Source organism: Planococcus sp. ANT_H30 (genome assembly GCF_008369335.1).
GTDB classification, from domain to species: Bacteria; Bacillota; Bacilli; order Bacillales_A; family Planococcaceae; genus Planococcus; species Planococcus kocurii.
In genome coordinates, this window is record NZ_VOBJ01000013.1 from 19,258 (window position 1) to 38,166 (window position 18,909).

General features: G+C 42.3%; 19 protein-coding genes. All 19 read right to left on the reverse strand.

The features are described from left to right. Positions 1-37: 37 nt before the first annotated feature. Positions 38-868, reverse strand: coding sequence for a 50S ribosomal protein L2 (rplB, locus tag FQ085_RS17280; protein WP_058386722.1), 831 nt, complete (start codon positions 866-868; stop codon positions 38-40). Between the two features lie 46 nt (positions 869-914). Continuing rightward, positions 915-1,199: a 50S ribosomal protein L23 gene (gene rplW, locus FQ085_RS17285; RefSeq protein ID WP_058386723.1), complete on the reverse strand. Its 285-nt coding sequence runs from the start codon at positions 1,197-1,199 to the stop codon at positions 915-917. Beyond that, complete coding sequence (rplD, locus tag FQ085_RS17290; protein WP_058386724.1) at positions 1,199-1,822, reverse strand: 50S ribosomal protein L4; 624 nt, start codon at positions 1,820-1,822, stop codon at positions 1,199-1,201. Before rplD ends, rplW begins: the two co-directional genes overlap by 1 nt. Before the next feature lie 29 nt (positions 1,823-1,851). After that, positions 1,852-2,481 (reverse strand): 50S ribosomal protein L3, encoded by a 630-nt coding sequence (gene rplC / locus FQ085_RS17295; RefSeq protein ID WP_058386725.1) that lies wholly within the window; start codon positions 2,479-2,481, stop codon positions 1,852-1,854. Positions 2,482-2,528: 47 nt separating this feature from the next. Further along, entirely contained in the window at positions 2,529-2,837 is a 309-nt protein-coding gene (gene rpsJ / locus FQ085_RS17300; RefSeq protein WP_006828927.1) for a 30S ribosomal protein S10, read from the reverse strand. A gap of 255 nt (positions 2,838-3,092) precedes the next feature. Next, the gene (locus FQ085_RS17305) at positions 3,093-4,415 is read right to left on the reverse strand and encodes a Na+/H+ antiporter family protein (RefSeq protein WP_149457254.1); all 1,323 of its coding nucleotides are present in this window, start codon (positions 4,413-4,415) and stop codon (positions 3,093-3,095) included. Between the two features lie 148 nt (positions 4,416-4,563). After that, a complete protein-coding gene (gene leuD / locus FQ085_RS17310) occupies positions 4,564-5,151 on the reverse strand; it encodes a 3-isopropylmalate dehydratase small subunit (RefSeq protein ID WP_058386727.1) in 588 nt (195 codons plus the stop codon). Between the two features lie 25 nt (positions 5,152-5,176). Continuing rightward, positions 5,177-6,595: a 3-isopropylmalate dehydratase large subunit gene (gene leuC / locus FQ085_RS17315; RefSeq protein ID WP_149457255.1), complete on the reverse strand. Its 1,419-nt coding sequence runs from the start codon at positions 6,593-6,595 to the stop codon at positions 5,177-5,179. An 18-nt stretch (positions 6,596-6,613) separates the two neighbouring features. Further along, positions 6,614-7,714 carry a 3-isopropylmalate dehydrogenase gene (gene leuB, locus FQ085_RS17320; RefSeq protein WP_058386729.1) on the reverse strand — a complete coding sequence of 367 codons (1,101 nt, stop codon included), beginning with the start codon at positions 7,712-7,714 and terminating at the stop codon, positions 6,614-6,616. Between the two features lie 30 nt (positions 7,715-7,744). Beyond that, positions 7,745-9,286 carry a 2-isopropylmalate synthase gene (locus tag FQ085_RS17325; protein WP_058386730.1) on the reverse strand — a complete coding sequence of 514 codons (1,542 nt, stop codon included), beginning with the start codon at positions 9,284-9,286 and terminating at the stop codon, positions 7,745-7,747. After that, the gene (ilvC, locus tag FQ085_RS17330; RefSeq protein WP_058386731.1) at positions 9,273-10,307 is read right to left on the reverse strand and encodes a ketol-acid reductoisomerase; all 1,035 of its coding nucleotides are present in this window, start codon (positions 10,305-10,307) and stop codon (positions 9,273-9,275) included. The genes FQ085_RS17325 and ilvC overlap by 14 nt, the downstream gene beginning before the upstream one ends. A gap of 28 nt (positions 10,308-10,335) precedes the next feature. Continuing rightward, positions 10,336-10,848, reverse strand: coding sequence for an acetolactate synthase small subunit (gene ilvN, locus FQ085_RS17335; protein WP_058386732.1), 513 nt, complete (start codon positions 10,846-10,848; stop codon positions 10,336-10,338). Next, positions 10,845-12,572, reverse strand: coding sequence for a biosynthetic-type acetolactate synthase large subunit (ilvB, locus tag FQ085_RS17340; RefSeq protein WP_058386733.1), 1,728 nt, complete (start codon positions 12,570-12,572; stop codon positions 10,845-10,847). The genes ilvN and ilvB overlap by 4 nt, the downstream gene beginning before the upstream one ends. Positions 12,573-12,925: 353 nt before the next feature. Further along, positions 12,926-13,825, reverse strand: a complete 900-nt coding sequence (gene ilvE / locus FQ085_RS17345; protein WP_071153305.1) for a branched-chain-amino-acid transaminase — start codon at positions 13,823-13,825, stop codon at positions 12,926-12,928. 325 nt (positions 13,826-14,150) lie between these two features. Continuing rightward, positions 14,151-15,338 carry an elongation factor Tu gene (gene tuf, locus FQ085_RS17350; RefSeq protein WP_058386734.1) on the reverse strand — a complete coding sequence of 396 codons (1,188 nt, stop codon included), beginning with the start codon at positions 15,336-15,338 and terminating at the stop codon, positions 14,151-14,153. 114 nt (positions 15,339-15,452) lie between these two features. After that, positions 15,453-17,531, reverse strand: coding sequence for an elongation factor G (gene fusA / locus FQ085_RS17355; protein ID WP_058386735.1), 2,079 nt, complete (start codon positions 17,529-17,531; stop codon positions 15,453-15,455). Positions 17,532-17,582: 51 nt separating this feature from the next. Then, positions 17,583-18,053, reverse strand: coding sequence for a 30S ribosomal protein S7 (gene rpsG, locus FQ085_RS17360; protein ID WP_058386736.1), 471 nt, complete (start codon positions 18,051-18,053; stop codon positions 17,583-17,585). 44 nt (positions 18,054-18,097) lie between these two features. After that, positions 18,098-18,517 carry a 30S ribosomal protein S12 gene (gene rpsL / locus FQ085_RS17365; protein WP_058386737.1) on the reverse strand — a complete coding sequence of 140 codons (420 nt, stop codon included), beginning with the start codon at positions 18,515-18,517 and terminating at the stop codon, positions 18,098-18,100. Positions 18,518-18,615: 98 nt separating this feature from the next. Continuing rightward, positions 18,616-18,864, reverse strand: a complete 249-nt coding sequence (locus tag FQ085_RS17370) for a ribosomal L7Ae/L30e/S12e/Gadd45 family protein (protein WP_149457256.1) — start codon at positions 18,862-18,864, stop codon at positions 18,616-18,618. Between the last annotated feature and the right edge of the window lie 45 nt (positions 18,865-18,909).

The window sequence follows — 18,909 nt, forward strand, 5'->3', positions numbered from 1 at the left end:
CACCACGGTTCTTTTAGTGAACCGTAGCGGAATCAAATTATTTTTTACGACGACGCACGATAAATTTATCTGACTTGTTCGTTTTCTTACGTGTCTTGTATCCAAGAGTTGGTTTACCCCAAGGAGACATTGGTGATTTACGTCCGATTGGCGAACGTCCTTCACCACCACCGTGTGGGTGATCGTTAGGGTTCATTACAGATCCACGTACAGTTGGGCGATTGCCCTTCCAGCGGTTACGACCTGCTTTACCAATGTTGATTAATTCGTGTTGCTCATTTCCTACAGCGCCAATAGTTGCGCGGCAAGTAGCAAGAATCATGCGAACTTCGCCTGATTGCAAACGAACTGTTACGTATTTTCCTTCTTTACCCAATACTTGAGCTGAAGTTCCTGCTGAACGAACTAATTGTCCGCCGCCGCCTGTTTTCAATTCAATGTTGTGGATTGTAGAACCCATTGGGATGTTTGATAACGGCAAAGCGTTACCTGGTTTGATGTCTGCTTCAATACCTGACATGATTTGAGTTCCAACTTCGACTCCTTTAGGAGCTAGGATGTAACGTTTTTCACCATCAGCATAATGAATCAATGCGATGTTCGCAGAACGGTTAGGATCGTACTCGATTGTAGCAACGCGTCCTGGAATGCCGTCTTTGTTACGCTTGAAATCGATCACACGGTATTGACGTTTATGTCCACCACCGTGATGGCGTACAGTAATTTTACCTTGGTTATTACGGCCGCCTTTGCGCTTTACAGGTTGTAGAAGCGATTTTTCAGGCTTGTTCGTAGTGATTTCAGCGAAATCTGAACTCGTCATGTTACGACGACCGTTAGTGGTAGGTTTGTATTTTCTGATCCCCACGTTATTTCCCTCCTTCTTTAATAGTCCTATAAGAACTTATAGAAAATTAAATTTCGAATAACTCGATGTCTTTAGATTCAGCAGTCAATTTAACAATCGCTTTACGGCGCTTGTTTGTATATCCTGCATGTTTGCCCATACGTTTGAATTTGCCTTTGTAGTTCATGATGTTGACTTTCTCAACCTTCACGCCAAAGATTTCTTGTATAGCTTGTTTAACTTGTGTTTTATTTGCGCGAGTGTCCACTTCAAAAGTGTACTTTTTCTCTGCCATTACTTCAGATGATTGCTCAGTAATGACCGGACGTTTTATTACATCACGTGCTTCCATTAACTAAGCACCTCCTCAATTTTCTCAATCGCTGCTTTTGTCATAACAATTTTGTCATGTCCAAGCAAGTCTAATACGTTAATACCATCTGCTGCTACTACTGTCATACCTTTAAGGTTACGTGCAGATTTTGCAACGTTCTCATCAAGGTCAGCAGTTACGAACAATGCTTTTTTGCCAATTGAAAGATCAGCGATCAACTGGTTAAATGCTTTTGTTTTTGGTGCATCAAATGTCAATCCTTCAAGTACCATCAAGTTTTCTCCTACTACTGTAGATGAAAGTGCAGAGCGTAAAGCTAAGCGACGGACTTTCTTAGGAAGCTTGTAGCTATAGCTACGTGGAGTTGGACCGAATACGATACCGCCTCCGCGCCATTGTGGTGAACGGATCGACCCTTGACGAGCACGTCCAGTTCCTTTTTGACGCCATGGCTTTTTACCACCACCAGCTACTTCAGAACGGTTTTTTACTTTATGGTTACCTTGACGTAGTGAAGCGCGTTGAGACACTACTGCGTCAAATAGTACTGATTCATTTGGCTCGATACCGAATACATAGTCGTTCAATTCGATGTCGCCCACTTGTGAACCTGTTTGATTTAATAAAGCTACTTTAGGCATTCTTGTTTCCTCCTTTCTCTAAAAATATATTATTTCGCTTTAGTTGCCGTTTTAACACGGATCAATGCTTTGCGAGAACCAGGAACATTACCTTTAACAAGAAGCAAGTTACGCTCAAGATCTACTTTCACGATCGAAAGGTTTTGAATCGTAATTGTTGTGCCACCCATTTGACCAGGTAATTTCTTCTGTTTGAATACGCGGTTAGGAGCAACCGGACCCATTGAACCAGGACGACGGTGGTAACGTGAACCGTGTGTCATTGGTCCGCGAGATTGTCCGTGGCGTTTAATAACACCTTGGAAACCTTTACCTTTTGTTGTTCCTGTTACATCTACTACATCGCCTTCTGCGAATACATCTACTTTGACTTCTTGACCAATCTCGTAATCAGCTAAGTTTACATTGCGAAGTTCGCGAATGAAGCGCTTAGGAGCAGTGTTTGCTTTTGCTACGTGTCCTTTAGAAGGTTTGTTTGAAAGCTTATCGCGCTTGTCTTCAAAACCTAATTGGATTGCTTCGTAGCCGTCAACCTCAACTGTTTTCTTTTGAAGCACTACGTTTGGAGAAGCTTCAATAACAGTTACAGGGATTAAATCACCGTTCTCAGCAAAAACTTGCGTCATACCGATTTTTCTACCTAAGATTCCTTTGGTCATGTTGTCACACCTCCTGTGATTATTTGTGTTTTCTATTTCGTTGCCGATTAAAGTTTAATTTCAATGTCAACGCCTGACGGTAAATCAAGTTTCATTAACGCATCAACAGTTTGTGGTGTTGGGTTAACGATATCGATTAGACGTTTGTGTGTGCGCATTTCAAATTGCTCACGAGCATCTTTGTATTTATGAACAGCACGCAAGATTGTGTAAACCGATCTTTCAGTTGGCAACGGTATCGGACCCGATACACTTGCACCTGAACGTTTTGCAGTTTCAACAATTTTCTCAGCAGACTGATCAAGAATTCTATGATCATACGCTTTTAAACGGATACGAATTTTTTGTTTTGCCATTATTTTCCCTCCTTTTCGCCTATTTTTGATAGACATTCTCCACGAAAATTTTCCAATCACTCGCCATGGCAAAGCGGCCGGGTGTATCGGTAACCTCTCGCTTCATCGCAGTCAAAAGACCAACATTAGATATTATACAGAATAAAAAAGAATTCCGCAAGTGTTTCCACGAAATTCTTTTTAATTCGCTTTTATTAGTATAACAGGATATTTCAGAACTTCAAGCGAGATGAAAATAGTCCGAACATTTCAAGCCTAGCTCAAGAACATCGCTGCAACCCAACCGAATATCACCAACGGAATATTGTAGTGAAGGAAGGTTGGCACACACGTATCCCAGATGTGATTGTGCTGTCCGTCAACGTTCAGTCCGGCAGTTGGTCCAAGTGTTGAGTCAGAAGCTGGTGAACCGGCGTCACCGAGTGCTCCTGCAGTTCCGATCAATGCAATAATCGCCATGGTGGAAAATCCGAACTCCAGACTCAGTGGCACAAAAATAGCAGCAATGATTGGGATTGTGGCAAACGATGAACCAATGCCCATCGTCACAAACAATCCAACGATCAGCATCGCTAGTGCCGCGATTGCTTTATTGCCTGCGAAAAGATCTGATACGCTGGCAACTAACGGCTCGATAGCTCCTGTTGCTTGGATCACAGCCGCAAAACCGTTCGCTGTGATCATCACAAAACCGATGAACGCCATCATTTGCATGCCTTCTGTTAAGACTGCGTCAGCCTCGCGCCACTTCATCGCGCCAAAAACGTACAGCACCAAGATACCAGCTAGTGCTCCAATGATCATGGAATCTGTTTGGACTTGCCCGTACAACGCTGCAACCAACGCAACAATTGTCACCAACACATCTTTAGTTGATGCTTTCTTTTTCACAGTTTCTTCTATAGAAGAAACATTTGTATGGTAATCACGCGGCTTACGATAAGAAAAGAACACCGCAATGATCAAGCCGACTAGTAAGCCGGAAACTGGAATCGCCATCGCTTTCGGAATATCTGCCATGTCAATCGATAATCCCGCTAGCTCCATTTGCTTGTAAACAATCTCATGGAAGATCAAGCCAAAGCCATACGGCAATAAAATATAAGGAGCTGTCAGGCCGAACGTCAATACTGCCGCGATCAAACGACGGTCAATTCGAAGTTCGTTTAAAATGTGCAAAATCGGTGGCACTAATAAAGGAATAAAAGCGATATGGATTGGAATCAAATTTTGTGAGAAGATCGCCATCGCTAACAACGCGGTAATGATGAGCGCTTTCGCTAAATTTTTCCGTGTTGCTTCACCGTCTTTAGTCACTAACTTTAATACACCCGCAACCAGTAACTCTGGAATTCCCGTTCGAGAGATCGCTACAGCAAATCCACCCAGCATGGCGTAGCTAAGCGCAATGGTCGCCCCTGCCCCTAAACCTCCTGTAAATGATGTAACTGTATCTGAAAATGATAATCCACCACTTAATCCGCCTGCAAGTGCGCCAAGCAATAAAGCAAAGACGACGTTAACACGCAATAAGCTCAATACGAGCATGACCAAGACAGCGATAATAACTGCATTCATATAATAAACTCTCCTTTAGTTTGCTAAAGTGTTAAAGTACATATTTAAAATTAACAAAATAAAAAATAGTTGTCAACAGACGATTACTCTTTTATTTCAAAACGAAAAAAAGACCTTTTACGGTTAAGTAAAAGGTCTTCCACACAGATTAAGCACGTTGTTTTTCTTCATAAGCTGCAATATACGAATCGTACTGGAAGGTTAACGCAATTTCATCCCAGCCCTTCAGCAGCATTTCTTTCCAATAAGGATCGATTTCAAATTCATAACGCGTACCGTCTTGTCCGGTAACAGATTGGTCTTCTAAGTTGATTTCTAACTTAAAATCTTGTTGTTGACCTTTACTAATCAACTCATCTACTTCTTGGTCTTTCAAGCGAATTGGCAAAATGCCGTTTTTCACGCAGTTGTTATAGAAGATGTCTGCATAGCTAGGTGCAATGACTACACGAAATCCGTAATCTAAAATAGCCCACGGAGCATGTTCACGAGAAGAACCGCAGCCAAAATTTTCTTGTGCGACTAGAATTTCGGAGTTTTCGAATCGAGGATCATTCAAAACAAAGTCTTCTATGGGTGTACCATCTGCATGAAAACGCCAATGATAAAATAAATATTTGCCGAATCCCGTTCGTTCAATACGCTTTAGAAATTCTTTTGAAATGATTTGGTCCGTATCGACGTTTTTTCGTTCTAGTGGCGTCAGTACGCTTGAAATTTTATTTATCGGTTTCATCGAAGGGTCTCCTCACTTTCGTTTGTCATACAGACGCTACAGCCTCTTCCATGTAGTTACGGACATCTGTTAAATGACCTTCAATCGCAGCCGCTGCTGCCATGACAGGACTTACTAGGTGCGTCATTGAGCCCGCTCCTTGTCGACCTTCAAAATTCCGGTTAGAAGTAGATGCACAACGTTCACCTGCAGGTACCGAGTCTTCGTTCATCGCTAAGCACATACTGCAACCTGTCTCACGCCATTCAAAGCCCGCTTTGAGAAACACTTGATCTAAGCCTTCTTGTTCAGCTGCACGTTTAACCGTTTCAGATCCAGGAACGACAATTGCCGTTACGGACGGATGCACTTTCTTCCCTCTAATGATTTTACTTGCCGCACGTAAATCGCCTAGACGTGCATTGGTACAAGAACCGATAAACACATGTTGGATCGCAATGGAAGAAAGCGGCATTCCTTCTTCTAAGTGCATATAAGCTAAAGCTTGTTTTAATGCGTCTTTATCTGACTGTTTCTCGTAATCTGCAGCAGACGGAACATGTTCAGCAATACCTGAACCCATTGATGGATTCGTTCCCCACGTAACGAATGGAGAGATTTCATCTGCATGAATCGAAACGGTCGCATCATACTCTGCACCTTCTTCTGTTGCAAGAGCTAGCCAACGATCAGCTTCTTGTTCAAACGCGTCTCCTTCAGGGACATGTCTACGTCCTCTCAAATACTCGATTGTCGTTTGATCTGGGCTAATTAAACCTGCACGTGCACCAGCTTCAATGGACATATTGCAAATGGTCATACGCTCTTCCATCGTTAAGTTACGAACCGCTTCGCCCGTATACTCCATAACATATCCGGTTCCCATATCGATACCAAATTTCGAAATAATCGCAAGGATGACATCTTTAGCGGTAACGCCAAAGCCCAACTTGCCATCAATTCGAACTTCCATTGTTTTGGGTTTTGATTGCCACAATGTTTGCGTAGATAGAACGTGTTCAACTTCACTTGTACCAATACCAAACGCCAAAGCACCAAATGCACCATGTGTCGAAGTATGACTGTCCCCGCAAACAATCGTCTTACCTGGTTGCGTCAATCCAAGTTCCGGTCCAATAACGTGCACAATTCCTTGGTCGGGATGATTAATACCCGCAAGCGGCACACCAAATTCATCGCAATTGTCTTGTAAGGTTTTGATTTGCTTACGCGAGACGGGATCTGTGATGGTATCTCGGTTTCTTGTTGGGACATTATGATCCATAGTCGCAAAACACAAATCCGGTCGACGGACTTTACGCCCGTTTAACCGAAGTCCTTCAAATGCTTGCGGAGAAGTCACCTCATGCAGTAAGTGAAGATCAATATACAGCAGGTCCGGCTTTCCTTGCTCTTCGAAGACAATATGTTGTTCCCAAATTTTTTCTATGATGGTTTTTGCCATGCCAACCGCTCCTTTTACTTACACATAAGAATACATGATATGTTCTGATACAAATTCTCGTTCTAGTTCTTCTATCACTTTCGTTACATATTGTTCTGTTGAAACCACACGCTTCCCACTACCAGCTAAGTCTCCTGTGCAGTAACCATCTTCCAAAACGCTCATTACAGCTTGTTCAACGGCTGCCGCTTCTGTGTGGAGACCAAATGAATGCTTAAACATCATGGCAACCGACAAAATAGCAGCAGATGGGTTGGCTTTGTTTTGCCCCGCGATATCAGGCGCCGAACCATGTACGGGCTCGTAAAGACCGAAGCCGTCTGAACGGATGCTAGCAGATGGCAGCATGCCAAGTGACCCAGTAATAACGGATGCTTCGTCACTCAAGATATCTCCAAACATATTCTCAGTTACGACAACATCGAAAGTGCGTGGATTCGTGATCAGCTTCATCGCTGCCGAATCAACTAGCATATGTTCTACTTCAATATCTGGATAGGCTGCTTTACGTTCTTCTACAACTTCACGCCATAGCTTACTCGTTTCTAATACATTGGCTTTATCAACCGACGTTACTTTGCCTCTTCGCGTACGAGCAATTTCAAACGCCTGATTTACAATGCGTTCAATTTCCTCTCTCGTATAAACCAACGTATCAACCGCTGATTTTTCTGACCGACGTTTCGGTTCACCGAAATACAACCCACTCGTCAATTCGCGAACAATGACCATATCGACTTCTTTCGCCACTTCTTCTTTTAATGGAGAAGAAGTCAGCAATGCGGGGATTGCTTTAACTGGACGAATGTTTGCAAACAAATCGAAATGCTTCCGGATGTTCAAAAGTCCTTTTTCAGGACGCAAATGAGCGGGGTTGTTATCCCATTTCGTTCCTCCGACCGCACCGAGGAGAATCGCGTCACTCGCATCACAAACATCAATGGTTTGCTGAGGTAGCGGGTTATCAAATTGATCAACCGCCGCGCCTCCGATTACCGCGTGCTTTAAATGAAAAGTATGTCCATAACGCATTGCGATGGATTGCAACACCTTTACCGCTGCATCTGTCACTTCCGGTCCAATTCCGTCCCCTGGCAATACCGCTATTGTTTTTTTCATTTTAAATTCCTCCTCGTTTGAATTGTTCTTCTATACCGCTGACATCCTAACTTTCTTTCCTACTTGAACAAGTTGACGATTAACTGCATTCAAATAGGCTTTTGCCGTCGCTTCCAAAACGTCTTGTGCAACGTCGCGCCCCGTTACCGTCTCACCGTTATAACTCATATTGATAACCGCTTCGCCTAATGCGTCACGCCCTTTACCAATAGAAGTCACACGGTAATCTAAAATGTGAACTTTGCCTTCCACAATCCGCTCCAATGTATTAAAAATCGCCTCAACAGATCCTGCTCCAGTAGCTGCTTCACTAATTAGCTCACCACTCGGGTGATAGGCAGAAGCAGTAGCCGTCGGAATGTTCGCCGTACCGTACTGTACTTGGACACTTTCCAACTTGTAGACTGGCGTTTCATCATCGTGAATTTGCTGATCTGTTAGTAATACATAAAGATCGTCTTCCACAATTTCTTTTTTACGGTCAGCTAGCTTTTTAAATTCAACAAATGCATTGTTCAACTTTTCTTCAGATAAGTCAAAGCCCATTTTGATAGCACGGTCTTTAAAGGCGTGACGCCCAGAATGTTTACCTAGTACCAATTCTGTTGCTACATCACCAATCAATTCCGGAGTAATGATTTCATAAGTCAACGGATTCTTCAGCATACCGTCTTGGTGAATTCCCGATTCGTGGGCAAAAGCATTTTTACCGACGACCGCTTTATTCGGTTGAATCAAGCTACCTGTCAATTGACTCACCAATTGGCTAGTGCGCTTAATTTCGTTCAATTTAATACCCGTTTCAACATTAAAAATTTGTTTTCGAATATGCAAAGCAACTGCAATTTCTTCTAGTGCAACGTTACCAGCGCGTTCTCCGATACCATTTATAGTTCCTTCGATTTGTGTCGCACCATTCTCGATTGCGGCTAGTGTATTAGCAGTTGCCATCCCCAAGTCGTTATGGCAATGTGCAGACAGTTTCACTTTTTCAATTCCCGCTACGTTGTCCGTCATGTATTTGAACATCGCACCGTACTCATGAGGTGTTGCATAACCAACTGTATCCGGAAGGTTAATAGTTGTGGCTCCCGCTTCAATTACTTTACGGATAATATGCGCCAGAAATTCCGGATCTGAACGAGAAGCATCTTCCGCTGACCACTGAACTAGCGGAAAGAACTTACGCGCGTATTTCACGGATTCTACAGCAAGTTCAACCACTTGCTCAGGTGTTTTAAATAACTTTGTTTCCATATGAATAGGCGAGGTAGCTAAAAAGATATGAATATGCGGCTGTTCCGCTCCTTTTAACGCATCCCACGTGCGGTCAATATCACTTTGTATCGAACGGGCCAAACCCGTCACAATTGAATTCTTTACCGTGCCTGCAATTCGCTGCACAGCATCAAAGTCTCCTGGAGATGAAGCTGGAAACCCTGATTCGATAATCGTCACTCCCAGACGTTCAAGTTGACGGGCGATTTCGATTTTCTCTGCTGTATTCAAGTTGATCCCGGCTGACTGTTCTCCGTCTCGTAATGTCGTATCGAAAATATCAATTTGTGACATTGGCGACCACCTCTTTTTGTTTAGTTTTCTTACCTTCATTGACAAATGGCATCATGGCACGTAATTCACGTCCAACTTGCTCGATTTGATGCGATTCTTCTGCTTTTTCAATTGCCGTAAATTCTGGACGGTTTAGTTGATTTTCAAGCAACCACCCTTTTGCGAATTTCCCTGTTTGGATATCTGTCAGAACATCTTTCATACGCGCTTTTGTATCTGCATCGACAATACGTGGTCCTGATACAAAATCTCCCCACTGCGCAGTATCTGAAATTGAGTAACGCATTCCAGACAAGCCACCTTCATACATTAGGTCAACGATTAGTTTTAATTCGTGCATGCATTCGAAATACGCAAGTTCCGGTTGGTATCCCGCTTCAACAAGTGTTTCAAATCCAGCTTTTACTAGAGACGTTACACCGCCGCAAAGAACAGCCTGTTCTCCGAATAGATCCGTTTCCGTTTCTTCTTTAAATGTTGTTTCTAAAACACCTGCACGCGTAGCTCCGATTCCTTTTGCATAAGCAAGCGCCACTTCTTTAGCTTGACCTGACACATCTTGGTGAATCGCAATTAACCCTGGTACACCAGCACCCGCTTCGTATGTACGACGCACAAGATGTCCCGGTCCTTTAGGAGCTACTAGGAATACATCTACATCTGTAGGTGCAACAATTTGGTTAAAGTGAACATTGAAGCCATGAGCAAAAACAAGTGACTTGCCTGCTTTTAGTGAAGGCTTAATGTCTGCATTGTAGATTTGTGTTTGTTTTTCATCTGGTACTAAGACCATGATCACGTCTGCCGCGTCTGCCGCGTCTTTTACTGCCATTACTTTCATGCCGTCATTTTCTGCTTGCTCGAATGATTTACCAGGACGCACGCCAACTACTACGTCAAAACCAGATTCTTTTAAGTTTTGTGCGTGTGCGTGACCTTGTGAACCATAGCCAATTACCGCGATTGTCTTGCCTTTAAGTACCTGTTCGTTTACGTCTTGGTTATAATACATTTTTGCCATTTTTAATTTCCTCCTCGAGTTTGGTTTTTTATAGGATGTTTAATTGGGGTGCCTGCGTTTTTTGTGTTTCTCTGACAAAAGCTGATACACCGGTTCGGGTCAGCTCTTTGACACCATAAGGTCTCATCAGATCAATAAATGCTTCAATCTTTTCCGGGTCGCCTGTCACTTGAAATGTTGTTACATTTTTGCTCATATCAACCACTGTTGCTCGAAACGGCTCAACGATACTGAGCACTTCATTTCTGACTGCTGGTGGTACAACTACTTTTACTAGTGCAAGCTCTCTCATGACCATAGCTTTATCTGTAATATCATTCACTTTAAGTACATCAATTTGTTTTTGTAGTTGTTTTAGTAATTGTTCTAATTTCCCTCTATCTTCTACATTGACGACAAAAGTCATTTTTGATATGCCAGGCTGTTCTGTATGACCAACAGAGATGCTTTCGATATTAAACTGCCGCTTCATAAGCAAACCCGTGACGCGATTTAACACACCACTTTGGTTGATTACCGTCGTTGTAATGACTCGTTTCATTCACCTTTCACTCCGATCATTTCATTCAAGCCTTTGCCTGGCGCTACCATAGGATAAACACATTCTAGTTGCACCACCCGACAATCGATCAAAACCGGCTCGTTTGAATTAATTGCTTCTGCAAACACCACTTCTGCTTCTTCCATCGTTTCTACTTTGTAACCTTTAACGTCATACGCTTCAGCCAGTTTCACAAAATCAGGTTGAACGGGCATCAACGATTGAGAATAGCGACTCTCATAAAACGTTTCCTGCCATTGTCTTACCATTCCTAAGCTTTGATTGTTTAAAATGACAATCTTCACCGGAAGACGAAGCTCTTGAAGCAAGGACAGTTCTTGCAAAGTCATTTGGAATCCAGCATCTCCAACAATAGAAATTACTTGCTCATCGGGTTTTGCTAGTTGCGCACCAATCGCTGCCGGAAAACCGAAGCCCATTGTACCTAAGCCACCTGAAGTTACCCAGTTATGTGGATTATTGAAACGATAATATTGAGCTGCCCACATTTGATGCTGACCAACATCAGTCGTTACCACTGCATCGCCTCTAGTCAAACGATGAATCAGCTCTACCGCTTGTTGAGGAAGGATACCTTCCCGACCTTTTACATGATACTGAAGTGGATATTCTGCTTTATTCTCGAATAATTCCCCTAGCCACTCCGTAGTATTCGGACTTTCAAATGATTGATTGAGCAACTGGACCAACGCCTCTTTTGCATCTGCAACAATCGGAATTGCGGTCGGTACATTTTTGCCGATTTCTGCTGGATCAATGTCGATATGAATAACTTGAGCATTTGGTGCAAAGTTAGCCAGGTTACCAGTTAGCCGGTCATCAAATCTGGCGCCAATGTTTAATAACACATCACAATCACAAATTGCTGTATTGGCTGTATAGGTACCGTGCATCCCCGCCATTCCGAGGAATAATTCGTGTTCGCCTCCAATACTTCCTAGCCCGAGTAACGTATTAGTAATTGGAATTTGATGTTTTTCTGAGAATTTCTTTAGCTCTTCTGTCGCTTTAGCAGCAAGTATGCCAGCCCCCGCTAAGATCAAAGGTTTTTTTGATTGTGACAACACTTGCGCAGCTTTTTGAATTTGTAAAAAATTAGGGCTAGTCGTCGGCTGATATCCCGGCAGATAGACTGCCTCTTCTTCTTTAGTAGATAAGAACAATTCCGTCGCAATGTTTTTCGGTATATCTACTAGAACCGGCCCTGGACGTCCAGTAGAAGCAATGTAGAAAGCTTCTTTAATAATTCTTGGTAGATCCGTTACTTTTTTCACTTGATAATTATGCTTTGTAATCGGTTGTGTGATGCCGATGATATCAGCTTCCTGAAAAGCATCGGTTCCGATGACTGAAGTCGCCACCTGACCCGTAAAAATGACTAACGGCAAGGAATCCAGCATAGCATCTGCAATTCCTGTCACTAAATTCGTAGCACCGGGACCAGATGTTGCAAGTACAACGCCTGTTTTACCTGATACCCTTGCATATCCTTCAGCTGCGTGAATAGCGCCTTGTTCATGCCTTGCTAAGATGTGGCGTATCGGATTTTTGTGTAAGGCATCGTAAATCGGTAGCACCGCGCCTCCAGGATAGCCGAATATGATTTCTACGCCTTGATTTTTTAAAGACTGAATCAGTATGTCTGCACCACTGCCTGTCAATTCCTGTTTAACTTCTTCTCTAACCTGTACGTTTACTCCCAATCTTTCCGCCTCCTTTTTTAAGTTTCTTGTGAAATAAAAAAACTTTTTCATCCCTACACAAAGAAACATGTTCTTCGTATAGGGATGAAAAAGTTTCATGGTACCACCCTATTTCACTGCGCAACCGCAGCCTCATGGATAAGCAATGCTTATCCATTGATAACGATGACTTTTCACTTGCAAGTCACCGGGACTACCTAAACAGCCGAAGCTTTTCAGCAATCCACTCAGAGGGGATGTCGCAAATGGTTGTATTACCGGCTTCCACCTGTACCGGCTCTCTGTAAATACGGATTCCATTTGCTTTAACCTCGTCATTGAGTTGAACGTATATTTGATTCTAGAAATTCTGTTTAAACTACGTTTAGATGATCTTCATAAACTTTCACGCCGTCGTTCTGAACAAGTTCTCTGAATGATTCCAACAAATCATTCGTGATTGGACCTGGTTTTCCTTCACCGATTACTCGACCATCTACTTTGATGACAGAAATGACTTCAGCAGCAGTTCCTGTTAAAAATACTTCATCTGCAACATACACATCATGTCTTGTGAAAACACCTTCTTGCATGTCATAGCCCTTTTGAGCAGCTACATCCATAATTGCATTTCGTGTAATTCCTTCAAGCGCTCCTACATAACCCGGAGGAGTGATTATTTTTCCCTTTCGAACAATAAAGATGTTATCAGCTGAACCTTCAGCTACATAACCTTGGTCATTTAACATAAGCGCTTCAGAAACGCCTGCAAGGTTAGCTTCAAGTTTTACTAAAATATTATTCATGTAATTCAAGGACTTAACTTTTGGACTCAGTACGTCTGAACGACTTCTTCGTGTAGCCACTGAAACAATTTCGATTCCTGTTTCATACATTGATTTCGGAAACAGGGATAGGGGTTCAGCTATTGCAATTACACTTGGATGAGAACAACTGTAAGGATCTAACCCAAGGTTGCCCACCCCTCTTGAAACGATGAGTCTAATATAAGCGTCTTTAAACTTATTCTCTCTAAGTGTTTGAACAACAATATTGGTCATTTCTTCGAAAGTGTGTGGAATCTCAAGCATTACTGATTTTGCAGAATCAAAGAGTCGTTCCAGATGTTCTTCCAGCCGGAAAACATTTCCATTGTAAGAACGGATTCCTTCGAATACTCCATCACCGTACAAAAATCCATGATCATAAACTGAAATTTTAGCGTCTTCCTTTTTTACGAATTCGCCATTCATATAAATTACTTGTTCACTCATGATGTCCACTTCTTTCTCAGAAATTTTATAATATGCAATATATCGAATTCTGTATGTGTTTTGTAAATTGTTGCTATCATATCGTCTATTAAGAAGCGTGTCAATGAGCTTAATTGAAGTTTTTAGCCAATTTTGAATATTAACAATAAATGTATCCGTTTTCATTGTTGCTAATACTGCATTTGTAACATTAATTAAAAAGTTTGAATATTTTACGAACAACTAGCTATTTAAGCAATAAATCTCTATTATTCATGGTGACAACGCAAAAAAGACCCTATCTCATTAGTAATGAGATAGGGTCTTTTTTAACACTTAGCAGTTATTACTTAGTAATTGTAGCAACAACGCCAGCGCCTACAGTACGTCCACCCTCACGGATAGAGAACTTAGTTCCTTCTTCAAGTGCGATAGGAGAGATTAGAGAAACGATCATTTCGATGTTATCTCCAGGCATAACCATTTCTACACCTTCAGGAAGGTTACAAACACCAGTTACATCAGTTGTACGGAAGTAGAACTGTGGACGGTAGTTTGTGAAGAATGGAGTGTGACGTCCACCCTCTTCTTTTGAAAGAACGTAAACTTCAGCTCTGAATTCAGTATGTGGAGTAATTGTGCCTGGTTTAGCCAATACTTGTCCACGTTGAACGTCATCACGAGAAACTCCGCGAAGAAGTGCGCCAATGTTGTCGCCAGCTTCAGCATAGTCAAGTAATTTACGGAACATTTCTACACCAGTTACAGTTGTAGATTTTGGTTCTTCAGTAAGACCAATGATATCAACGTTATCACCGATTTTGATTTGTCCGCGTTCAACGCGTCCAGTAGCAACAGTTCCACGGCCAGTGATTGAGAATACATCCTCAACAGGCATCATGAATGGTTTTTCAGTATCACGTGGTGGAGTAGGGATATACTCATCAACCGCGTTCATTAATTCAACGATTTTGTCTTCCCACTCAGCTTCTCCTTCAAGAGCTTTAAGAGCAGATCCTTTGATGACAGGAATGTCATCGCCAGGGAAGTCATATTCAGAAAGAAGATCGCGGACTTCCATTTCAACTAGTTCAAGAAGTTCTTCGTCATCTACCATATCGCATTTGTTCATGAATACAACTAGGTAAGGAACACCAACTTGACGTGAAAGAAGGATGTGCTCACGAGTTTGTGGCATTGGGCCGTCAGCAGCAGATACTACTAAGATTCCGCCGTCCATTTGAGCAGCACCAGTAATCATGTTTTTAACATAATCGGCGTGTCCAGGGCAATCTACGTGTGCGTAGTGGCGAGATTCAGTTTCATACTCAACGTGTGAAGTATTGATTGTGATACCGCGCTCTTTTTCTTCAGGTGCGTTATCGATTTGAGCGTAAGAACGAGCTTCTCCGCCTGATTTTTTAGCAAGAACTGTAGCGATTGCTGCAGTCAAAGTTGTTTTACCGTGATCGACGTGACCAATTGTACCAATATTTGCGTGTGTTTTAGAGCGATCAAATTTAGCTTTTCCCATTAGAAAAATCCTCCTCGAAATGTAAGTGAATGTTTGTTTGAAGTGCCGGAATAATAGGGCCCTATTATTCTCAGCATACAAACTATTTATACGTGATTAAAGATCAAAATTCAATTATTGACCTTTATTTTTTTTGATGATTTCTTCAGAAATTGATTTCGGTACTTCTTCATAGTGATCGAAGTGCATTGAGAACACACCACGGCCTTGCGTATTTGAACGCAATGAAGTTGCATAACCGAACATCTGTGCAAGAGGTACCATAGAACGAACAACTTGTGCGTTTCCGCGAGCGTCCATACCTTCTACGCGGCCTCGGCGTGACGTAATGTCACCCATGATATCCCCAAGGTATTCCTCAGGAATAACAACCTCAACGCGCATGATAGGCTCAAGAAGAACTGGATTAACTTTAGAAATTGCATTTTTAAGTGCCATAGAAGCAGCTACTTTAAATGCCATTTCATTCGAGTCAACATCATGGTAAGATCCGTCGAACAAACGAGCTTTGATATCGATCAAAGGATATCCGGCAATAACACCGTTGTCTAGAGAGTCGCGAAGACCCGCTTCAACTGCTGGGATGTATTCACGCGGAACAACACCACCAACGATACCATTTTCAAATTCAAAACCTGCTCCTTCTTCGTTTGGAGAGAACTCAATCCAAACGTGTCCGAATTGTCCACGTCCACCTGACTGGCGCACGAATTTACCTTCAACTTTAGCAGACTGACGGAATGTCTCACGGTAAGATACCTGAGGTGCACCCACGTTAGCTTCTACGTTGAATTCACGACGCATACGGTCAACTAGGATATCAAGGTGAAGTTCACCCATACCCGCGATGATTGTTTGGCCAGTTTCCTGGTCAGTATGCGCACGGAAAGTTGGATCTTCTTCTTGCAATTTAGCAAGGGCTTGACCCATTTTATCTTGATCGGCTTTAGATTTAGGCTCCACAGAAAGTGAAATAACTGGTTCTGGGAATACCATACGCTCAAGAATTACTTGTTGTTTCTCGTCACTTAACGTATCACCTGTTGATGTATCTTTAAGGCCGATAGCAGCAGCAATATCTCCGCAATATACTTCAGCGATTTCTTCACGAGAGTTTGCATGCATTTGTAGGATACGTCCAACGCGCTCACGCTTACCTTTAGAAGAGTTCTGAACATATGAACCAGATTTAAGAGAACCAGAATACACACGGAAGAAAGTTAACTTTCCAACATATGGATCTGTCATTACTTTAAACGCAAGCGCTGAGAATGGCTCGTCTTCGCTAGGTTTACGTAATACTTCTTCGTCTGAGTCCGGAAGAACACCAGTCATTGGTGGTACGTCTAATGGAGATGGTAGGTAATCAATTACTGCATCAAGCATTAATTGAACCCCTTTGTTTTTAAATGCAGTTCCGCAAACTACTGGATAAAACTCAACGTCTAGTGTTCCTTTACGGATACCAGCTTTAAGTTCTTCAACAGTAATTTCTTCGCCACTAAGGTATTTTTCCATCAAGTCTTCGTCAAGCTCAGCAACAGCTTCCACTAATTTAGTGTGCCATTCCTCAGCAAGTTCTTTGTGATCTTCAGGAATCTCACCTTCAGTAATTTCAGTTCCTAAATCGTTAGCGTAGAAATGTGTTTTCATTTCAACTAAATCAATGATTGCTGAAAAGTTATCTTCTGCGCCGATTGGCAACTGAATCGGGTGAGCATTAGCTTGTAGACGCTCATGCAACGTACCTACAGAGTATAAGAAGTCCGCGCCGATTTTATCCATTTTGTTGATAAATACGATGCGTGGAACTCCGTAAGTTGTAGCTTGACGCCAAACAGTTTCAGTTTGAGGCTCAACACCTGATTGAGCATCAAGAACTGTAACCGCACCATCAAGTACGCGCAACGAACGTTCAACTTCAACAGTGAAGTCTACGTGTCCTGGAGTATCAATAATGTTAACACGGTGTTCTTTCCATGAAGCCGTTGTAGCAGCAGACGTAATTGTAATTCCGCGCTCCTGCTCTTGCTCCATCCAGTCCATTTGAGAAGCACCTTCATGCGTTTCCCCAATTTTGTGGATTTTACCAGTGTAGTATAAAATACGCTCCGTAGTAGTCGTTTTACCAGCATCGATGTGTGCCATGATCCCGATATTACGTGTTTTGTCTAAGGAGAACTCTCTAGCCATGTTGTTTTTCTCCTTCCGTTTCGGATTAAGATGTAAACATCTCGAAAGAAATTACCAGCGATAGTGAGCAAATGCTTTATTTGCTTCCGCCATTTTATGAATATCTTCGCGTTTCTTAACAGCTGCACCAGTGTTGTTAGCAGCATCTAAAATTTCATTAGCCAAACGCTCTTCCATTGTTTTCTCTCCACGAAGACGTGAATAGTTTACAAGGTAGCGAAGACCTAGAGTTGAACGACGTTCTGGACGAACTTCAACCGGCACCTGGTAGTTTGCACCACCAACACGGCGAGCGCGTACTTCAAGAACTGGCATAACGTTAGCCAAAGCTTGTTCGTATACTTCAATTGGATCTTTACCGCTGCGTTCTTTAACTAACTCAAACGCTCCGTATAAGATTTTTTGTGAAGTACCTCTTTTTCCGTCAACCATCATTTTATTAATTAAGCGTGTCACCAATTTTGAATTATAAATTGGATCTGGCAACACATCACGTTTTGCTACAGGACCTTTACGAGGCATGTATGTTCCTCCTTTCAACGAATTCTCTTCGTTAATTTAAGATATTATTTTTTTACTTTAGGACGTTTAGTTCCGTATTTAGAACGGCTTTGCATACGGCCGTTTACTCCAGCTGTATCAAGTGCTCCACGTACGATATGGTAACGTACACCCGGTAAATCTTTTACGCGTCCGCCGCGAAGAAGAACTACACTGTGCTCTTGAAGGTTGTGACCTTCTCCAGGGATGTAAGCATTAACCTCAATTTGGTTTGTCAAACGTACACGCGCATATTTACGCAATGCGGAGTTTGGTTTTTTCGGTGTCATTGTACCAACACGAGTACATACTCCACGTTTCTGTGGTGATGTCACGTTAGTTTGAGCCTTTTTGAAGCTGTTATACCCTTTGTTTAGCGCTGGTGAACCCGATTTAGTAGTCTTCGGTTTACGAGGCTTGTTAACTAATTGGTTAATTGTAGGCATCGATTTTTTCCTCCTCTCAAAAGGTGTTCTAATACCACATATCCAGGTGGTTCATTTTTGGGTAAAAAACAAAGTCTTTGTGATTTACACAAAAACTGTTATCCAGTAATCGCCACAGCAGCTGCACCGACATTAATGCCATATGCTTTGCCAAGCTTCAATCGTGAATCTGCAAATCCGACCCGAATACCTTTTTCTAAAGCTAGTTGGATAATCTGTTCGGTCATTCGATCGTCTGCGTCTTTTGCCACTATTATCTCTTGGACAATACCGCTTTTTATTGCTTTTACTGTCTGCTTTGTACCGATGATTATTTCACTTGTCTGTTTTACTTTTTCATTAGACATTCACATATCCTCCAAAGCGTTAGACCGTTAACCATCAACCCTTAA